Source organism: Streptomyces sp. NPDC097619 (assembly GCF_040302735.1).
In the GTDB taxonomy this organism is placed as follows: Bacteria; Actinomycetota; Actinomycetes; order Streptomycetales; family Streptomycetaceae; genus Streptomyces.
In genome coordinates, this window is record NZ_JBEOSD010000179.1 from 1 (window position 1) to 15,393 (window position 15,393).

Consider the following 15,393-nt stretch of genomic DNA (forward strand, 5'->3'; position numbering starts at 1 on the left):
AAGAGGAGCCGAGACGAAGCGCGGAACGCGCGCAGTGCCGCGAGGTGCGGTGCCAGGCGGCGCGGGCCAGGCAAGATCCGGAAGACACGGCCTAGGCCTCGGCTTGGCGTGAGGTACCCCGGCTCCGAAGGCGAGGCACCGGGTGGAAGCGGCGACGAAGCGGCACGCATGCCAGGCATTCAAGGCGCGTGAGTCGACGACACGAACGGACGGCCTCGTACCCGCGCGGGCGGGCGCGGGTTAGACCGGCCAGGCGATCTGTCGGGGCGTCCCGCCGTGCACCACAGGGCCCGGGCCGCGATCCGGAATGGTGGTCCGAGGTTCCCGGACATCCCGGCCCCTCCCGGGGGCCACTGCACTCGGAGGACGACATGGACGCGATCGTGTTGCTGCGCGAGGACCACAAGACGGTGGAGAAGCTGTTCAAGCGGTTCGAGAAGACCGAGGACGGCCAGACCGCGGAACGACGGAAGATCGCGGACGAGGTGATCGAGGAACTCACCGTCCACGCCTGGATCGAAGAACAGCTCTTCTACCCCGCGGCCCGCGAGGCCGCGCCCGAGACCACCGACCACATCCTGGAGAGCATCGAGGAACACCACGTCGTGGTGTGGATGCTCTCCGAGCTCAAGGACATGGACCCGGCCGACGAACGCTTCAAGGCCAAGATGAGCGTCCTCATGGAGAACGTCCGCCACCACGTCGAGGAAGAAGAGCAGGAGTGGTTCCCCGACGTCCGCAAGGCCATGGGCCGCAGCCGCCTCACCGAACTCGGCGAACGGATGGAAACCGAGAAGGGCAAGGCCCCGCGGGACCCGCTCGCCCTGCCGAGCGCCACGGACAAGTGATCGACTCCGCACTCGGCTGCCGAGACCGCAGCTCTCGGCGGGTACACCCCCGGCGGATCCGTTCATCCGCCCTGACCCTGGCAGCGGTCGCGGTGCTGTGCGGCTGCGGGGCGCCCGCGTCGCGGGTGGACGGTGCCCGCGACGTCGCCGTGGCCTTCGGTCACGCCCTCAAGAGCACCGACTGGACGCGGGCGTGCGCGCTCCTGGCACCCGAAACCCGAAAGCAGCTGGAGGACGACGCCTTCCGACCGTGCGGTGCCGCCCTGGGAGGCGAGGGACTCCCCGGGACCGGCCGCATCCGGTCGGCGCAGGTCCACGGTCGGCAGGCTCTGGTGCGTGCGACGGGCGACGCCCTGTTCCTGTCCCGGTTCGACGACGGCTGGAAGGTCGTGGCAGCCGGCTGCGAGCCCGGGGCAGCCGCCGATCTGCCCTACCGATGCACGCTGGAAGGCGGCTGAGATGCGCGCGCTGTTCCTCACCTGCCTGTGCGTCATCCTGGGGGGACTGGCGTACTTCACAGCGATCGGAGTGCTACACCGGTGAACGGCGGACGGCAGGCAGCCGGACGGGCCCGGTTCCTCCGGGACAACAGCCTGACCCTGGGCTTCGGCGGAGCGTTCCTGTGCGTGCTGGTCGGGCAGGCGCTGGCCGGGCACGCGGGGTTCAACGAGGGCCTGGCCGTGGACGGGCTGCAGCCGCTGACGTTGGGCGAGTACCTGATGTCCTCGGACTTCGCCGTGGACGTGACGGAGAACTGGCAGTCGGAATTCCTGCAGTTCTTCCTCTACATCTTCGGGACCGTCTGGCTGCTCCAGCGCGGCTCCCCCGAGTCGAAGCAGCTGCACAAGGCCGGACCGGAGAGCGACCGCGAGCAGCGGGTCGGTGACCACGCCCGCCCCGACTCGCCTCGCTGGGCCGGTACGAAGGACTGGCGGCAGACCCTGTACTCACGCTCCCTGGGCACGGTGATGGCACTGCTGTTCCTGCTGTCCTGGCTCGCCCAGTCCATCGCCGGCACCGCCGCCCACAACGAACAGCGACTCCGCGAACTCCTGCCACCGATCTCCTGGGCCCACTACCTGGGATCCGCGGACTTCTGGAACCGGTCCCTGCAGAACTGGCAGTCCGAACTCCTCGCGGTGGCCGCCATGGCCATCCTCTCCGTCTACCTCCGCCAACGCGGCTCCCCGGAGTCCAAGCCCGTGGGTGCCGCGCACGCCTCCACCGGTGTCGAGGGCTGACCGTCCGTCGAGGATCCGTGGCATGTCGAGGTGCTGCGCGATCCGGTCGTCCTCCACTACGTGCGATCGCACCGGTATCGCAGCGTGCACGTCGAAGCGTTCCCACAAGGTGCGCGACCAGGCGGCGAAGTGGGGTGTGGAGGTGCTGACGGCCGACAGCGGAGAGTTCCTGATCGGGGACACGCCGGCCGTCACCCCGTTCTCCGGCAGCAGGCCCTGACCGATCAACATGACGTTCGGGGATGCACAGACAGGCGTCCTGCCCATCGGCCCGAAGCGCCTGCCGGCACTGGGCCCGAACAACCTCGCGGGGACGATCCCACCGGCTGCGGTCGACGACCTCGACACCGTCCGGATACGCGCAGCCGCCCGCTACGTCCGCATGGCGCCCCGACAGCGGACGGGACGCTGGGAGACGATCAGTCGAGCCGTCAGGGACGCCCAGCGCCCCTAGCCGCCCCCGTCGTCGATGGAATCCGGACCGGACGCGGGCCCGCAGTCGGCTCTGGAAGCCCCGCTATTGCCGCGAGTGTTGCCTGAGAGAGGTCCGTGGGCAGTTCGCCGGTTGGGAAACGGCGCTGATCGAGACCGCCCGCGGTCAGGGAGCGAGTTGGGCCGACCTCGCGGGCCCACTGATTCGCCGTCCGCCGCTCGCCGCCCACCGATGAACCGTCTTCGTACGGGCGGAAGGCGCCCGAAGGTTTCTCCCGCTACGGCTCTGGCGTCGAACGCGACGACCCCTGGGGGTCATGAAGCCGCGACTCCGGCTTTCGGTCCGCGTGGCCGCCTGAGCGAGCAGCACCTGTATCTGGGCGCGCACCGCCCGCACGACGAGAGGAACGCCGGTGCGGTTGAATGCGCCGTGGTAGGTGCGCGGGTGCCGACCAACCGAGCGGGAGCGCCGGGTGTGCGCGGCTCTGTGGCCACACCTCCCGACCGCACCTCTCTAACCGGTCGGCGGCCTGCGGTGACGGAGGCGCAGGCCCGCCCGCCGGCACAGGAGCAGCCCGACACAGAGCAGCACACCTGCTGTCGCGGTCCCGAGCGCCAGGAGCAGCGGGGGCCATTGGCTGGGCAGCGCCACCATCAGAAGGAGCGCCCACAGCCCCGCACACCAGCGGGTCACCACCACCAGGCCCGGCGGGTGCGGCCCCAGACGCATGGTGCGCAGTCGGCGTTCCAGACGCCGGTCGCATCCCAGGTGCTCCTCGATGATCAGCAGCCGCAGCTGTTCTCCGGCGGTCAGGCGTCGGCCGTGCATGACACACCTCCCGTCCGGACTCCGACAGGCCCACTGCTGTCGTGCGCGAAGCGGCATTCGGGCTTCCAGCGCCTACCCCGCGGCGAGGACGTCAACCCGCAGCCATCGCTCTCGCCCCCGGTGATCACCGCGCTCAGCCAGGCGAGGACTCGGACGGGGCGCAGGAGGAGCGGGGCGCACAGGGGTGCTCCCCGGCCCCGCCCTCCGCCGGACCTTGGGAAAGAGACCTCGTGACCCCGACACGAACGCCCCACCCCGACCCGACGGGCTCAGCCAGGCGGGGGCCGGACGGGGCAAGCCATGGCCTCGGCGATGCCGCCGCGGTTCTCGGCCCGACACGGGCAGCAGTCCTCCGGGGCGGGTTCACGCCGTCGGTGCCCGGTGCCTGCGGGGGCCGGGGGCGTCAGCTGTCGGTGAGTTCCCTGAGACGGGCGGCGTAGGCGAGGGCGATCCGCACGGTCTCGCCCGCGTCGGCTTCCTCCAGCCGGTCCAGATCGTCCAGCGCTTGGTTCCGGCCCTCCCGCCACCGGTCCACCTGATCACGGCCCGCGCCGGGCTCCCGGGCGTCCCGCAGGCGAGCGTTGTACCAGTCGATCACCTGCCGGACGCCCTCTGCGGCCTGCTCGGCGTCACCGGATGCCGTGTACGCGGGCTGTTCATCCGGGTGAGGGTTGTTCATGGAAACCGCCTTGCTCGGGAGAGGGGTGATTCATGAGTACCGCCTTGGGCATCCCGGGTAGTCACCGTTCGTCCTCGGGGGTGACCGTGGTGACGACGCGGACGGGAGCGGGGCCCAGGCCTCGGATGGCTTGCTCGGCTTCGAGGAACAAGCCTGTTCGGGTGGGAGGGTGCCGAGGAGGCGCTCCCGGGTGGCGTCCAGGGCCCGCCAGTGCAGGATCGGTGCACCTCCATGGGCAGCGGTACCGCGTGACCGACGGACACATTGATACAAAAGTCCCGTGTCGGTCAGCCGGACTGCGGGCACGAGCCCGGCGCTGAGCCGGTCGAGTGAGCGTCCGGTGGTGGGCGGACGTTTGCCCGAGGAGACGACCGGTGTTCCTTGGCGTGTCGCCCACCCACATCGAGATCATGCCCAAGACCCTCACCACCGCCACAGTCGACCGGCTCCTCCACCACGCTCACGTCGTTGTCACCCAAGGTGACAGCTTCCGGCTCACCGAGGCCACCACCGGAAAGGACGTGACGCCTCTGAGGTGACCGCAGCCCTCTCAACGGCGGGGAAGTATCGGGCCGCCGCTGGGGACGCTCAACCGGCCGGCAGTGCATGGAACAACTGACCGCCGCCGGGAAACAGAAGCGGCCGTTGACACGCCGACGCCCGCTGCCTGATCGGCTACCACGACCAGGAAAACGCACCGCGGTCGCGGCTACGGGACGGCGACCAGCGTCGCCGCCGCGGCGGCGCTGCGTGAACTGGGTGCATCAAGCGTACTCGTCAGCACCCCGATGTCGAACGCTGCCGCCGTCGCCAGCTACAGAGCCGCTGGATACGAGCCGTCGCCCGAACGGCTGGACGTCAGCCGAGCCGCCTGAAGACACGATTGTCGAACTGCGAATCCGTAGGTCAACGAGGTGGCTGCTGATCACGAGGAGCCGCTCACTCTTTTCGGGTGGATGCCGGCCGATCCCGGGCGGTCGCCCACCGCCACGCAAGAGGAGCGGGGCTGCACCCACCCACTTCCTCAGCGGGCCACCTCCGAGGCCCGGCGCGACAAGAGCGCTGCTGGAGCGTCCGGGAGCGGGTGGGCCGTGAGACCCCGGTCACGTGCCTGTTCCCGGTATCAGCCTCTGCCCGCCCGGACGGGTCGTCCACGGCGCGCCCGGGGCCGACGTAGCCCCTGCCGCACGGCGGTCCAGGACCTGCCCGGCCCTCCTTCACAGCGCTCAGGCATCCGAGAGGCCGCGCGGGGCTTCCGGGACCGCTCCCGCGAGGCACTACCCGGGACGCTCCCCGGCGCCCCCGGGCACGTCCGACGGGTCAGGTCTGAGGCACGCATCGCGCCGTACGGCGGCAGGCCGGTCCGGTTCCGTCGGAGGATGCGGGTCACCGGTGCGGGGATGAAGGCGTGGTGTGGGGGAAGGCGCCGCCCAGCGGCCGACAGCCGCGCTCGACAGCAGGTCAGGCCCGGCCCGGAGGACATACGTGACCAGTACCGCTTTGACCAGGACTCCCCGAGCCTCACGGCTTGTCGCCTTGCCGGGTGTCTACCGGCCACAGGCCGACACCCGGCTCGTCGCCGAGGCGTTGGCCCAGGAGACCGTCCTGCCGGGAGCGGAGGTGTTGGAAATCGGAACGGGTACGGGTGCGCTGGCTCTTCAGGCGGCCCGCCGGGGCGCCCGGGTCACCGCGGTCGACGTGTCCTGGGGCGCTGTCGCCTCGGCGCGCCTCAACGCAATCAGGCAGCGGTTGCCTCTGCGGCTGCTCCGCGGTGATTTCGCCTCCGTGCTCGGTGGTGTGCGGTTCGATCTCGTCGTCACCAACCCGCCCTACGTACCGGCCCCCGAAGACGGGCTTCCGGCTCGCGGACCGGAGCGGGCGTGGGATGCCGGCCGCGACGGCCGTGCCGTCATCGACCGGATCTGCGAGCGAGCACCGGCCCTGCTGCGTCCCGGGGGCGTTCTCCTCATGGTCCATTCGGGCATGTGCGGAGCACAGGAGACCGTCGACCGACTGAAGGACGCGGGCCTGACGGGCGACGTCACCGCCCGCGCCTTCGTCCCGTGGGGACCCGTCCTGCGCTCCCGACGGTCCTGGCTGGAGCGACAGGGTCTCGCGGACCGAGCCGAGGAACTCGAGGAACTGGTGGTCATCCGTGCCCAGCGATTCTGACCGTCCCGGACCAGACCGGAGCAAGGCACAGCCCGCGCCACGCAGGGTGACGGTGGACCCGCAAGGGCCCGTAGTGGTGGAGGGGCCGGTCGAGGTCCTCCTCGACGACGGCGAAATCGTCCGCTCCGATCGGTTCAGGACAGCGATCTGCACCTGCCGGAGGAGCCGCACCTTCCCCTGGTGCGACACCAGCCACCGCCCCCGCGCCCGGCCCGCCCACTCGGACGAGGACAGGAGTACTTCATGACCGCGCCCAGCACCGCTGCAGCCGACACCCGCGGCCCCCACCTCGTGGAAGGGCGCGGACCGCTGTCCTCGGCAGTGGTCACTTCCCTGAGAGCAGGAACCCCGCCCGACCTCGGCGACCAGGCGGTGGCCCGGGCCGACCCGTGGGGCGACGATCTGCAACTCGCGCTGTACCTCCTGTACGAACTCCACTACCGCGGCTTCGCCGCCGTGGCCGAGGAGCTGGAGTGGGACCCGGACCTGCTGCGGCTGCGCCGCGCACTGGAGAAACGCTTCCTGCACGCGCTCAGGGCCGAGCTGGTCGACGCACCCCGGACCGTCGACGAGGCCTTCGCTCCGCTCCTCGTCGAACCCGTCGACCTCTCCGGCAGCCTCAGCCACCATCTGGAGAAGGAGGGGGAGCTGTGGCAGCTGCGCGAGTACGCCGCGCTGCGCTCCCTGTACCACCTCAAGGAGGCCGATCCGCATGCCTGGGTCATCCCCCGCCTGACCGGCCGCGCCAAGGCCGCCATGGTCGCCATCGAGTACGACGAGTTCGGCGCCGGCCGCGCGGAGAACATGCATTCCCGGCTGTTCGCCGACCTCATGGCCGACCTCGGACTGGACGTCGCCTACGGCCGCTACCTGGACCGGGCTCCGGCGGCCCTCCTGGCCACCGTCAACCTGATGTCCTTGTTCGGGCTCCACCGGGCTCTGCGCGGCGCGCTCGTCGGACACTTCGCCTGCGTGGAGATCACCTCCTCCCCCGGTTCCAGGCGCCTGGCCAACGCGATGCGGCGCTGCGGAGCCGGTACGGCAGCCGAGCACTTCTACGCCGAGCACGTCGAGGCCGACGCCGTCCACGAACAGGTGGTTCGGCACGAGGTCGTCGGTGGCCTCCTCGCGGACCAGCCGGAGCTTGAGGCCGACATCGCGTTCGGCTGCGTTGCCACCGTGCTGCTCGAAGACCGTCTGACCGACCACATCACCGCTGCCTGGGCAGCCGGCGGCACCGCCCTGCGCACACCCCTCGGCGGCACCTGACCACCGCATCTCCCGGCCCGGGCCCCTTCTTGCAGAACGGCAGGAGCGGCCGGGACAACGGTCGGCGAGCTCGAAGACCTCCGTCACCGCGGCCTCGCGCGCTCGCATGGCCTCCAGGCTCCTGCGGATCACCGCGTACCGCCAGGTGTACCCGGCGTGCGGAGCGCCAATGTAGGGAACGACCCCCTCACCTGTGCCGGGATCGAAACCGAGGCAGGGGGGCATGCAACCGGGCGAGGGCTGCCTGAAGTCCCAGTGGCCGCGGTGTGTGGCCCTTGGACACCGACCATGCCGCTTGCCGATTCGCCGACGCGGCGGTGATCCGAATGACCATGGCGTGGGGCGTGGTGGTCGCCGTGCGTCGGAGGTTGCTCTCATGGGCGTGCACGACACCGTCCCCGTCCACCAGCGCATAGAGGCCGAACGGTCCGGCATAGCCGTGTGCGGCCAAGTAGCCGCCCAGGGATTTCCCCCACGCTTCCAGTTCCCCGACCACGTGCGCCCACGACGGGGGCATCGGCGGGGCGTAGCCCGTGAAGGCGCCTCGGACCTACGCATGTCTCCGCTGAGGCCTCCACACCCTGCACTGGGCGGACGAGATGAGGAACCCGCGCGGCACAGCAAAACACCCACGCCAACGGCGTGGGCAAAGGGGAGTTCCGAACCACGACAGCTGACGCAGACGATATCCCCGACAACCGCCGGTCACCAGAGGACATACAGACGGCTGTGCGACGACGTCCGGACCCGGCTGTTCCCCAGGATCTATGGTCAGGTCGTGGTTTCGGGGTCCGGGGCTCCGGCGGCGCGGTAGGCGGCGTTGAGGCGCTGGGCTTCTTCGAGTTGGTCTTCGAGGTTGATGATGCGGCAGGCCGCTTCGATCGGGGTCCCCTGGTCGACGAGCTCGCGGGCGCGGGCGGCGATCCGCAGCTGGTAGCGGGAGTAGCGCCGATGCCCGCCCGCGGAACGCAGCGGGGTGATCAGACGGGCCTCGCCGATGGCGCGGAGGAAGGCCTGCGTGGTGCCGAGCATCTCGGCGGCCCGGCCCATCGTGTAGGCGGGGAAATCGTCGTCCTCCAGGTGCCCGCTGAGCGGACCGACGGGTGTGGCTTCTGGCATGGGGCCTCTCTCATGGGACCGGTGGGTGTGTCGGCGTGGAACGGGCAGCTGACGAGTGGACGCGTCGAGGGGCCCTGGCGCCTATGGCACCAGGGCCCCGAAGGAACTTGCTACACCATCTGCCGGCCCTGATGCTGCGTGGGCCTTCTGTGTCCGCTCAACCGACGGGGACGCTGTCGGGTTCGCGGGGATCGCGGTGCTTGACCGGAGACCACCTCACTATCGATGTCCTGCGGTACCCGAACCCGTGACGGTCCGGGCGATCCCGATGGCGATCGGCTCAGCTCCTCCGTTCTTCCCTCTGGCGATCGACTACTCCACTGCAACAACTACGTACTGCTCGTACTGCGAACCGCTCGTGGCCTGTGCGAGCGCCACGTTCCGCCAGCCAGCCCCGTTCGCCGTCCTGCCACCGCTCTTGGCTTGGAACCCCACTGCCGGACCTCCCGGTGCGCGCGCCCGCAGCAGACGCCTTCACCGAGGTACCACTTTTCACCGCACTGCGTACACCACTGCGTCAACAACCGGCACTGCTGCGGCAGCCCCTCATCACTGCGGGCCACCCGGCCCGGCCGCCAGTCGCGTCGCCATCTTGCACACACTCCGGCTTCGAGACTCCACGACCGCACCGTCCTGCCAACCACTGAGTATCACTGCCCGGCAGTGCATCCCTGCCGGGCCCTTCACTCCTTGGGCTACGACATAAAACATACCCACCAGACCTGCTGATGTCTAGTACGGCCATTGCAGGTTTTGGATTGGTTAGGCTGCAGGTAATCGACCGTCCCGATCTGCGGACCCACCGGGTCCGGCACGGCGGGACCTACCGGTCCGGTTCCGAAGAACATCGCTCGCGGAATGACGAGTGGCGGACCGTGGTCCCATGCCGGCCCGTGGCGTCCCTGGCCGAACAGGGGCCCACGCGAAAGCGCGCCGACAGCGGTAGCACCTGAGGAGGCACTTCGCCCCCGAGGGCCACCGGGGGCCACCTCCTCGACGACGACGTGGCCACCCCGACCGATCAAAGCTTTTCGCGATTCAGCCCGTAAAGGGCGAAACATCGGGTAGCCGCGCAACGTGACGAAGTACACGACAGCACCGGTATGGGGCGCCGCTCCTCCCGGCCCGCACCGAGTTCTTCGTCCGCGTGCGCCGGAAATCCGTCCAGGCCTGCGTCACGGTTTCCACAGGTCGGCCACGCGGCGATGTGAAACCGGTGGATGCCTGCTGTCCTGCGCTTTTGCTTTTGCCGACCCCCGATGAAGGGCTCATCGGGAAAAGGTGCCCGGTCGCCGGTCGTACGTCGGCCATCCCTCTGTCCGCATCACCGAGGACCGAAGTTCCGTCCGTCGCTTGGGGCCTGACCGGGTCGGACAGCGTGGTGCGGCGCTTCGGGACACACCGCTTCGGGTCGCACGTGTAGGACCTGAGGACACACCCCCTGCGTCTGGAGAAGTCATGTCCCAGAAGAACCCGGCGGAGCCCGTCGCGAAAGCGACGGGCGACGCCGTGCCCACCGGCCCGTCCCGCGGTCGGCAGGAGGGGGTCCCCGGGAAGCCGGCTCCGGCCTCCCCACAACTGGGCGAGCCGACGACACCGATCGAACCTTTGCCGCCGAAGGCGGACCAGCACGGTCCGGAGACAGTCGGCCCGACAGGGCAGCCCACCGGTGCGGACCGGGCGCGCATGGCGCAGAGCGGTGCCCACCTGACCACCGCGCAGGGGGCGCGCCTGCCCGACTCCGATCACTCGCTGAAGGCGGGTCCGCGGGGGCCGGTGTTGTTGCAGGACCACCACCTGCGCGAGAAGCTGATGCACTTCGACCACGAGCGGATACCGGAACGCGTCGTCCACGCGCGCGGCGCGGCCGCCCACGGCGTCTTCCGGTCGTACGGGGCGGCAGCGGCGGTCACCCGGGCCGCTTTCCTGGCCCCGGATGTGGAAACACCCGTGTTCGTGCGCTTCTCCACGGTGTTGGGTTCGCGGGGTTCCGCCGACACGGTCCGCGACACCCGGGGGTTCGCCACGAAGTTCTACACCGAGGAGGGCGTTTTCGATCTGGTCGGGAACAACATCCCGGTGTTCTTCATCCAGGACGCGATCAAGTTTCCCGATGTCATCCACGCGGCCAAGCCGCACCCGGACCGCGAGATCCCGCAGGCACAGTCCGCGCACGACACGTTCTGGGATTTCGTGTCCCTGCACACCGAAGCGACCCACCACACCTTGTGGAACATGTCCGACCGGGGCATCCCGCGTTCCTACCGGATGATGGAGGGCTTCGGCGTCCACACCTTCCGCCTGGCGAACGCCGAAGGCGCCTCTACATTGGTGAAGTTCCACTGGAAGCCCAGGCTGGGCGTGCACTCCCTGGTGTGGGAGGAGGCTCAGCTCCTCGCCGGTACCGACCCCGACTTCCACCGCAGGGACCTGTATGACGCCATCGAGGCGGGCGCGTTCCCCCAGTGGGAGCTGGGGATCCAGACGTTCCCCGACACCGAGGACCAGATCTTCGAGGGCATCGATCTCCTCGACCCGACGAAGATCGTGCCGGAGGAGCTCGCGTCGGTCCAGCCCGTCGGGCTGCTGACGTTGAACGCGAATCCGTCGAACTTCTTCGCCGAGGTCGAACAGGTCGCCTTCCACGTCGGTCATCTCGTGCCGGGGATCGACGCGACGGACGACCCGCTGCTGGCCGGCCGGATGTTCTCCTACCTGGACACCCAGTTGACCCGGCTCGGCGGCCCGAACTTCGGACAGATCCCGATCAATCGGACCCACGCGCCCGTCAACGACATGCTGCGGGACGGTTTTCACCAGACGGCGGTGCATCGCGGGGCGGCTCCGTACAAGCCGAACAGTCTCGACGGGGGGTGCCCGTTCTTCGCCGGTGCCGACACGGGTGCGTTCATCGAGGTGCCGGTGGAGGTGCCCGCGGGTCGGAAGGTCCGCGAAGCCCCGGCCTCGTTCGACGATCACTTCTCCCAGCCGCGCCTGTTCTGGCAGAGCATGAGCCCGGTCGAGCGCGAGCACATCATCGCTGCTTACACCTTCGAGCTCGGCAAGTGCTACGAGCAGACGATCAAGGAACGTGCGCTGGCGGTCCTGGCCAACGTCGATTCCGACCTGTGCGCGCAGGTCGCGGCCGGTCTGGGCCTGCCCGTCCCGGACGCCACCGAACCCCTCGCCGACCCCGCCCCGAGTCCCCGCCTCTCGCAGCTCGGCGCCACTTGGCCGCTGGACGGGCGGGTCGTCGGCGTCGTCGTCGACCAGGACGTGGACACGACCGGCGTCCACGCGGTGCGCGAGGCCGTGCTCGACGCCGGGATGGTGCCGCTCGTGGTGGCCCCGGCCGGCGGGGTGCCGGCCACCGGCGGGGACCCGGTGACCGTTCAGCGGACCTTCGCCACAGCGCGCTCCGTCGAGTTCGATGCGCTGGTCCTCATCGGCGCCCCGCAGGCCGGAGCCGACGCCCACGGCGCCCGCGACGCCAAGGCCGGGTACCCCGGCTCGAGCATCGGCGACCCGCGCGTCCTCGCCCTGATCACCGAGGCGTACCGGCACGGGAAAGCCCTCGCGGGCTGGGGCGGCGCCGATGCCGTCTTCGAAGCCGCCACGATCCCCGCCGATGCACCCGGCGTCATCCTGGCCGACATCGAGCAGGCCCTGCCCCTGCTCTGGGAGAACCTCGCGGCCCACCGTGTCTGGCAACGCTTCCCCGCCGCAGCCTGACCCGCCCCGCCCCCTGAAGGCCCTTCACGCAGCCGCACGCTCTTCCAAGAACTCGAATGCGAACCGAAGGAGAGGCGAACTCCCCCATGACCGCGATGGGGCGCGCTCGGGAGGGCGTGGGCCACCGGCCGCCTACCACCGCGGCGGGCAACGAGAAGGAGCAGTCGATGAACAGCTCGGTGAAACTGGCTGTGGCTTACATTTCGTGACGATCACGTTGGAATGTTGGCGAAGAGGTGAAGGGTCGATGCCGCAGATCTTGTGGCGCGAGACCGCCCGCAGCTGCGTGGGGGCCGTGGATGATAGGGAGATGCTTGTCCGCATAGAGAAGTTGCCGCAGATCCCCCAACGGCCGATGACGGTTCGGGCCCACTCACCCGTCGGAGTTGCCGTGGTGCTCTGGTGCGGTGATCCGGAGGAAGCAGCCGGCAACCACCTCGTTGAATGGACCGTCGACCAGGACATCCTCTGGGGGCGTAACACGCAGCCAGCCGCGCTTGCCGCGCCTGGGCTCTGGCAGGAGGGCGACCGAGTGGTCATGCGTGGGCAGCTCCATCTCACCGAGGACGGCGCTGCCTACCTTCACGTGGGCGACTCATCGATCCTGTTCGATCTCGCGTCACCGATCCCTGCCAGCGTCGACAGGACCTGGGTTGAGGTTAGCGTCGAAGCTGAAAACGTCGCCCTGTATCCCTATCGAATCTGACATCACAGCATCTGCGACAGAGAGCTGAATGATTGCTGTAGCCAACCGTCCGTCACGGTGGCTGGGCGAGGACGAGGGTCCGCAGGAGTGAGAATGAGGCTCGTCCGTAGGACCTGCGCTTGATCAGCTTGATTCGTGTGACTTGCCCTTCCACTACCCCGGAGCTCCAGGGCAGGGTGAGGCCGTTGACGACCGCGTCCCAGTCGTGTTGGAGGAATGCGGCGAAGGACTGGATCGGCTTCGGGCCGTCGGCAAGGGCCCGGGTCATCCACTGAGTCAGCTCGGTGCCCTGCCGATCACGGGCCATGGCGTTGAAAGCATGCGCGAGCTCGCGGGCGGTTCTGAGATCGGGGCAGGCATCCAGGACGCGGTCCAGCTGAGTACGTTCACCGCTGGCCAGAGCCTCGGGGCGGCGCATGATCCAGCTGGTGATCTGCCGGGGGCTCGGGATCAGTCGAGGTTCCTCGACTGCCGTCCCTTCTCGCAGGGTCGCGACGTAGCGCCGGACCGAGATCTTGCTTCCGGGGTACCCCTGCTCACGAACCTCTCGGAACAGTTGGGCCGCGTTGGTCCCGCCGGTCCGAAATCGCTGCTGGATGTAGGGCTTGAACCGGGCGAGGATTTCTGGCCGCCGATCGCGTGCGGAGGCTAGGAGGTCGTCGAGGTCGATGTTCGCGTAGCGACGGACGGTCTTGCGGTCGAGGCGGAGATCGCGGCTGATGGCGCTGAGGTTGTCGCCGCGGAGAGGCCTGTCGTGGATGTCCTGGTGGCGTAGCCGAACCCGGGCAAGGATCTGGCTGTCTGGTGGATCGCTCGCGGGTGGCAAGGGTTGGATCAGTTCGAGAAGTGCGTCCGGGGACGTGGCGTCGGCGTCTTTGCGCAAGCAGGGGCGGTGTGCGTGAGCCGTGCGTTCAACCGCCCGGGCGAGGCTGTGCAGTAGATGCCACCGGTCCGCGACCTGGATCGCGTCGGGAGCGGCCCGTTTCGTGGCCTCGCTGAACGCGCTGTATCGGTCTCGGCAGACGATCTCGACGCCGGGATGCTTCGTGAGCCAGGCGGCCAAGGTGTCCGCGGCACGGTCAGGCAGTAGATCGACAGGACGGCCGGTCTCGACATCGACGAGCACGGTTCCGTAGGTGCGTCCCTTGCGGAAGGCGAACTCGTCCACGCCGAGGACGCGAACGGTGCCCACGGGTGGATCCGGCAGCAAGCGAAGCTGCCGCAGAATCGCTGCCCTGGTGGTCCGCAGCCCGAGCCGGGGCGCCAGACGGGCGCCGGCCCGGCCGCCCACGGCCAGTCCGATCGCCTGAAGTATGCGGGCCACGGCCTGAGTCCGACGGGCATAGCGCCGGCTCAGACAGCCGACCTGCTCGACGAATGTCCGCCGACTACAGGCACCGTTCCCGCAGAAGAACCGGCGGACGAGCAGGATGAGCACGACGCGTCGGCCGCCCAGTGGCCGGTCCGCGAGCCGCCGCCGGTACGTGCTATGAACTCTCGTTCCAACAGACGTACAGTCCGGACAGACCACCGTGCCCCGTTCGCTGCGGGCCTCGACTCGGACCGCTTCACCATCGATCTCCACGCGGCCGACCACAAGGTCTTCGACCTCGGGCCAGACCAACTCTCGGAAGCTGCAGTCGACCCCCACCAGACCAACGTTGACGTGAGGGCAGGCCCCGGCTCGCTCGTTGATCGAAAGTGATCGTCACGAAATGTGGGCCACAGCCGTGAAACTGGCCGACACCTGTCCCGAAGCGTTCAGGCGCGTCAAGGAGCAACGGGAGGTCAACACCGTCGTCCTGCACCTGGACGGCGGGGCACTGGAGGTGGTGGAGGAGGCGAACTGGACACCCGAGGAGCTGATCGCCGCCCTGCCCGCAGACCAGCCGCGGCTCCTGGTCCACGAAGTCCCCTACGCCACCCACGAAGGCGCACGCCGCCATGCCCACCTGCTGATCTGGTGGATGCCGGCCCCCGCCGGGGCCAGCGAAGCCGCCTACGAGCAGGCATTCGATGTGCTGAAGGAGCAGTGCAGCGACATGCCCGTCCACGTCATCGCCCGCACCCCGGAACACCTGGCCTACCCCCGGCTCGTCGCACTCGCCGACTGAACCCACGGTGAAGACCGACGAGACCGTGGCGGCACGCGGCGAGAGAAACAACGTGATCAACGCAGCGGGGGGGTCGACCGTTCCGGCGGGCCACTCCGGGGGCAGGCGTCACCGTGCCGGTCAAGGGCGTGTACGCGCAGTGTCCGTGGAGTCGCCTTAGGCAGTGTCTTCAAAGGGTCCTGATGGGGAATCATGCGTCGCATGGTGCGTCGTCATGAGCTGTCGGATCTTGAGTGGGAAGCGTTGTCCGTG

13 protein-coding genes and 2 pseudogenes are annotated in these 15,393 nt (G+C 69.3%); 11 read left to right on the forward strand and 4 right to left on the reverse strand.

Annotated features, from left to right (window positions below; translation table 11 throughout):
- Window positions 1-371: 371 nt before the first annotated feature.
- The 3 genes from ABTZ17_RS31880 (at window position 372) to ABTZ17_RS31890 (ending at window position 2,089) form a co-directional block, all read left to right on the forward strand.
- Window positions 372-848, forward strand: coding sequence for a hemerythrin domain-containing protein (locus tag ABTZ17_RS31880; RefSeq protein WP_352199269.1), 477 nt, complete (start codon window positions 372-374; stop codon window positions 846-848).
- A 125-nt stretch (window positions 849-973) separates the two neighbouring features.
- A complete protein-coding gene (locus ABTZ17_RS31885; RefSeq protein WP_352199270.1) occupies window positions 974-1,306 on the forward strand; it encodes a hypothetical protein in 333 nt (110 codons plus the stop codon).
- Between the two features lie 81 nt (window positions 1,307-1,387).
- The gene (locus ABTZ17_RS31890; protein WP_352199271.1) at window positions 1,388-2,089 is read left to right on the forward strand and encodes a DUF6766 family protein; all 702 of its coding nucleotides are present in this window, start codon (window positions 1,388-1,390) and stop codon (window positions 2,087-2,089) included.
- A 946-nt stretch (window positions 2,090-3,035) separates the two neighbouring features.
- Here ABTZ17_RS31890 and ABTZ17_RS31895 read toward each other — a convergent pair.
- Entirely contained in the window at window positions 3,036-3,350 is a 315-nt protein-coding gene (locus ABTZ17_RS31895) for a hypothetical protein (protein ID WP_352199272.1), read from the reverse strand.
- 403 nt (window positions 3,351-3,753) lie between these two features.
- Complete coding sequence (locus tag ABTZ17_RS31900; protein ID WP_352199273.1) at window positions 3,754-4,029, reverse strand: hypothetical protein; 276 nt, start codon at window positions 4,027-4,029, stop codon at window positions 3,754-3,756.
- A gap of 404 nt (window positions 4,030-4,433) precedes the next feature.
- Between ABTZ17_RS31900 and ABTZ17_RS31905 the strand changes: the two are divergent.
- The 5 genes and pseudogenes from ABTZ17_RS31905 to ABTZ17_RS31925 form a co-directional block, all read left to right on the forward strand.
- A pseudogene (locus ABTZ17_RS31905) lies at window positions 4,434-4,568 on the forward strand (ATP-binding protein); the annotation flags it as partial.
- A 147-nt stretch (window positions 4,569-4,715) separates the two neighbouring features.
- Window positions 4,716-4,904 (forward strand): annotated as a pseudogene (locus ABTZ17_RS31910) (GNAT family N-acetyltransferase); the annotation flags it as partial.
- A gap of 661 nt (window positions 4,905-5,565) precedes the next feature.
- The gene (locus tag ABTZ17_RS31915) at window positions 5,566-6,201 is read left to right on the forward strand and encodes a HemK2/MTQ2 family protein methyltransferase (RefSeq protein WP_352199274.1); all 636 of its coding nucleotides are present in this window, start codon (window positions 5,566-5,568) and stop codon (window positions 6,199-6,201) included.
- Window positions 6,185-6,448: a CDGSH iron-sulfur domain-containing protein gene (locus tag ABTZ17_RS31920; RefSeq protein WP_352199275.1), complete on the forward strand. Its 264-nt coding sequence runs from the start codon at window positions 6,185-6,187 to the stop codon at window positions 6,446-6,448. Before ABTZ17_RS31915 ends, ABTZ17_RS31920 begins: the two co-directional genes overlap by 17 nt.
- Window positions 6,445-7,470: an iron-containing redox enzyme family protein gene (locus tag ABTZ17_RS31925; RefSeq protein WP_352199276.1), complete on the forward strand. Its 1,026-nt coding sequence runs from the start codon at window positions 6,445-6,447 to the stop codon at window positions 7,468-7,470. The genes ABTZ17_RS31920 and ABTZ17_RS31925 overlap by 4 nt, the downstream gene beginning before the upstream one ends.
- A 771-nt stretch (window positions 7,471-8,241) precedes the next feature.
- Here ABTZ17_RS31925 and ABTZ17_RS31930 read toward each other — a convergent pair.
- Window positions 8,242-8,589 carry a MerR family transcriptional regulator gene (locus ABTZ17_RS31930; protein ID WP_352199277.1) on the reverse strand — a complete coding sequence of 116 codons (348 nt, stop codon included), beginning with the start codon at window positions 8,587-8,589 and terminating at the stop codon, window positions 8,242-8,244.
- A gap of 1,458 nt (window positions 8,590-10,047) precedes the next feature.
- On the opposite strand from ABTZ17_RS31930, the gene ABTZ17_RS31935 reads away from it, so the two are divergent.
- Window positions 10,048-12,321, forward strand: coding sequence for a catalase (locus ABTZ17_RS31935; RefSeq protein ID WP_352199278.1), 2,274 nt, complete (start codon window positions 10,048-10,050; stop codon window positions 12,319-12,321).
- A 247-nt stretch (window positions 12,322-12,568) separates the two neighbouring features.
- Window positions 12,569-13,027, forward strand: a complete 459-nt coding sequence (locus ABTZ17_RS31940; protein ID WP_352199279.1) for a hypothetical protein — start codon at window positions 12,569-12,571, stop codon at window positions 13,025-13,027.
- Window positions 13,028-13,079: 52 nt separating this feature from the next.
- Here the strand turns inward: ABTZ17_RS31940 and ABTZ17_RS31945 are convergent, their stop codons facing one another.
- A complete protein-coding gene (locus ABTZ17_RS31945; RefSeq protein ID WP_352199280.1) occupies window positions 13,080-14,678 on the reverse strand; it encodes an ISL3 family transposase in 1,599 nt (532 codons plus the stop codon).
- A 64-nt stretch (window positions 14,679-14,742) separates the two neighbouring features.
- Here ABTZ17_RS31945 and ABTZ17_RS31950 point away from each other — a divergent pair, with 64 nt between their 5' ends.
- On the forward strand, window positions 14,743-15,141 hold the full coding sequence (locus tag ABTZ17_RS31950) for a cofilin family protein (RefSeq protein WP_352199281.1): 399 nt from the start codon (window positions 14,743-14,745) through the stop codon (window positions 15,139-15,141).
- The last annotated feature ends 252 nt before the right edge of the window (window positions 15,142-15,393 follow it).

What these genes read in the sequence shown, in the direction of transcription:
- ABTZ17_RS31880 (WP_352199269.1), top strand. Translation starts at nt 372, where the DNA reads ATGGACGCGATCGTGTTGCTGCGCGAGGACCACAAGACGGTGGAGAAG.
- ABTZ17_RS31895 (WP_352199272.1), bottom strand. Translation starts at nt 3,350, where the DNA reads ATGCACGGCCGACGCCTGACCGCCGGAGAACAGCTGCGGCTGCTGATC.
- ABTZ17_RS31935 (WP_352199278.1), top strand. Translation starts at nt 10,048, where the DNA reads ATGTCCCAGAAGAACCCGGCGGAGCCCGTCGCGAAAGCGACGGGCGAC.
- ABTZ17_RS31900 (WP_352199273.1), bottom strand. Translation starts at nt 4,029, where the DNA reads ATGAACAACCCTCACCCGGATGAACAGCCCGCGTACACGGCATCCGGT.
- ABTZ17_RS31950 (WP_352199281.1), top strand. Translation starts at nt 14,743, where the DNA reads ATGTGGGCCACAGCCGTGAAACTGGCCGACACCTGTCCCGAAGCGTTC.
- ABTZ17_RS31940 (WP_352199279.1), top strand. Translation starts at nt 12,569, where the DNA reads ATGCCGCAGATCTTGTGGCGCGAGACCGCCCGCAGCTGCGTGGGGGCC.
- ABTZ17_RS31925 (WP_352199276.1), top strand. Translation starts at nt 6,445, where the DNA reads ATGACCGCGCCCAGCACCGCTGCAGCCGACACCCGCGGCCCCCACCTC.
- ABTZ17_RS31930 (WP_352199277.1), bottom strand. Translation starts at nt 8,589, where the DNA reads ATGCCAGAAGCCACACCCGTCGGTCCGCTCAGCGGGCACCTGGAGGAC.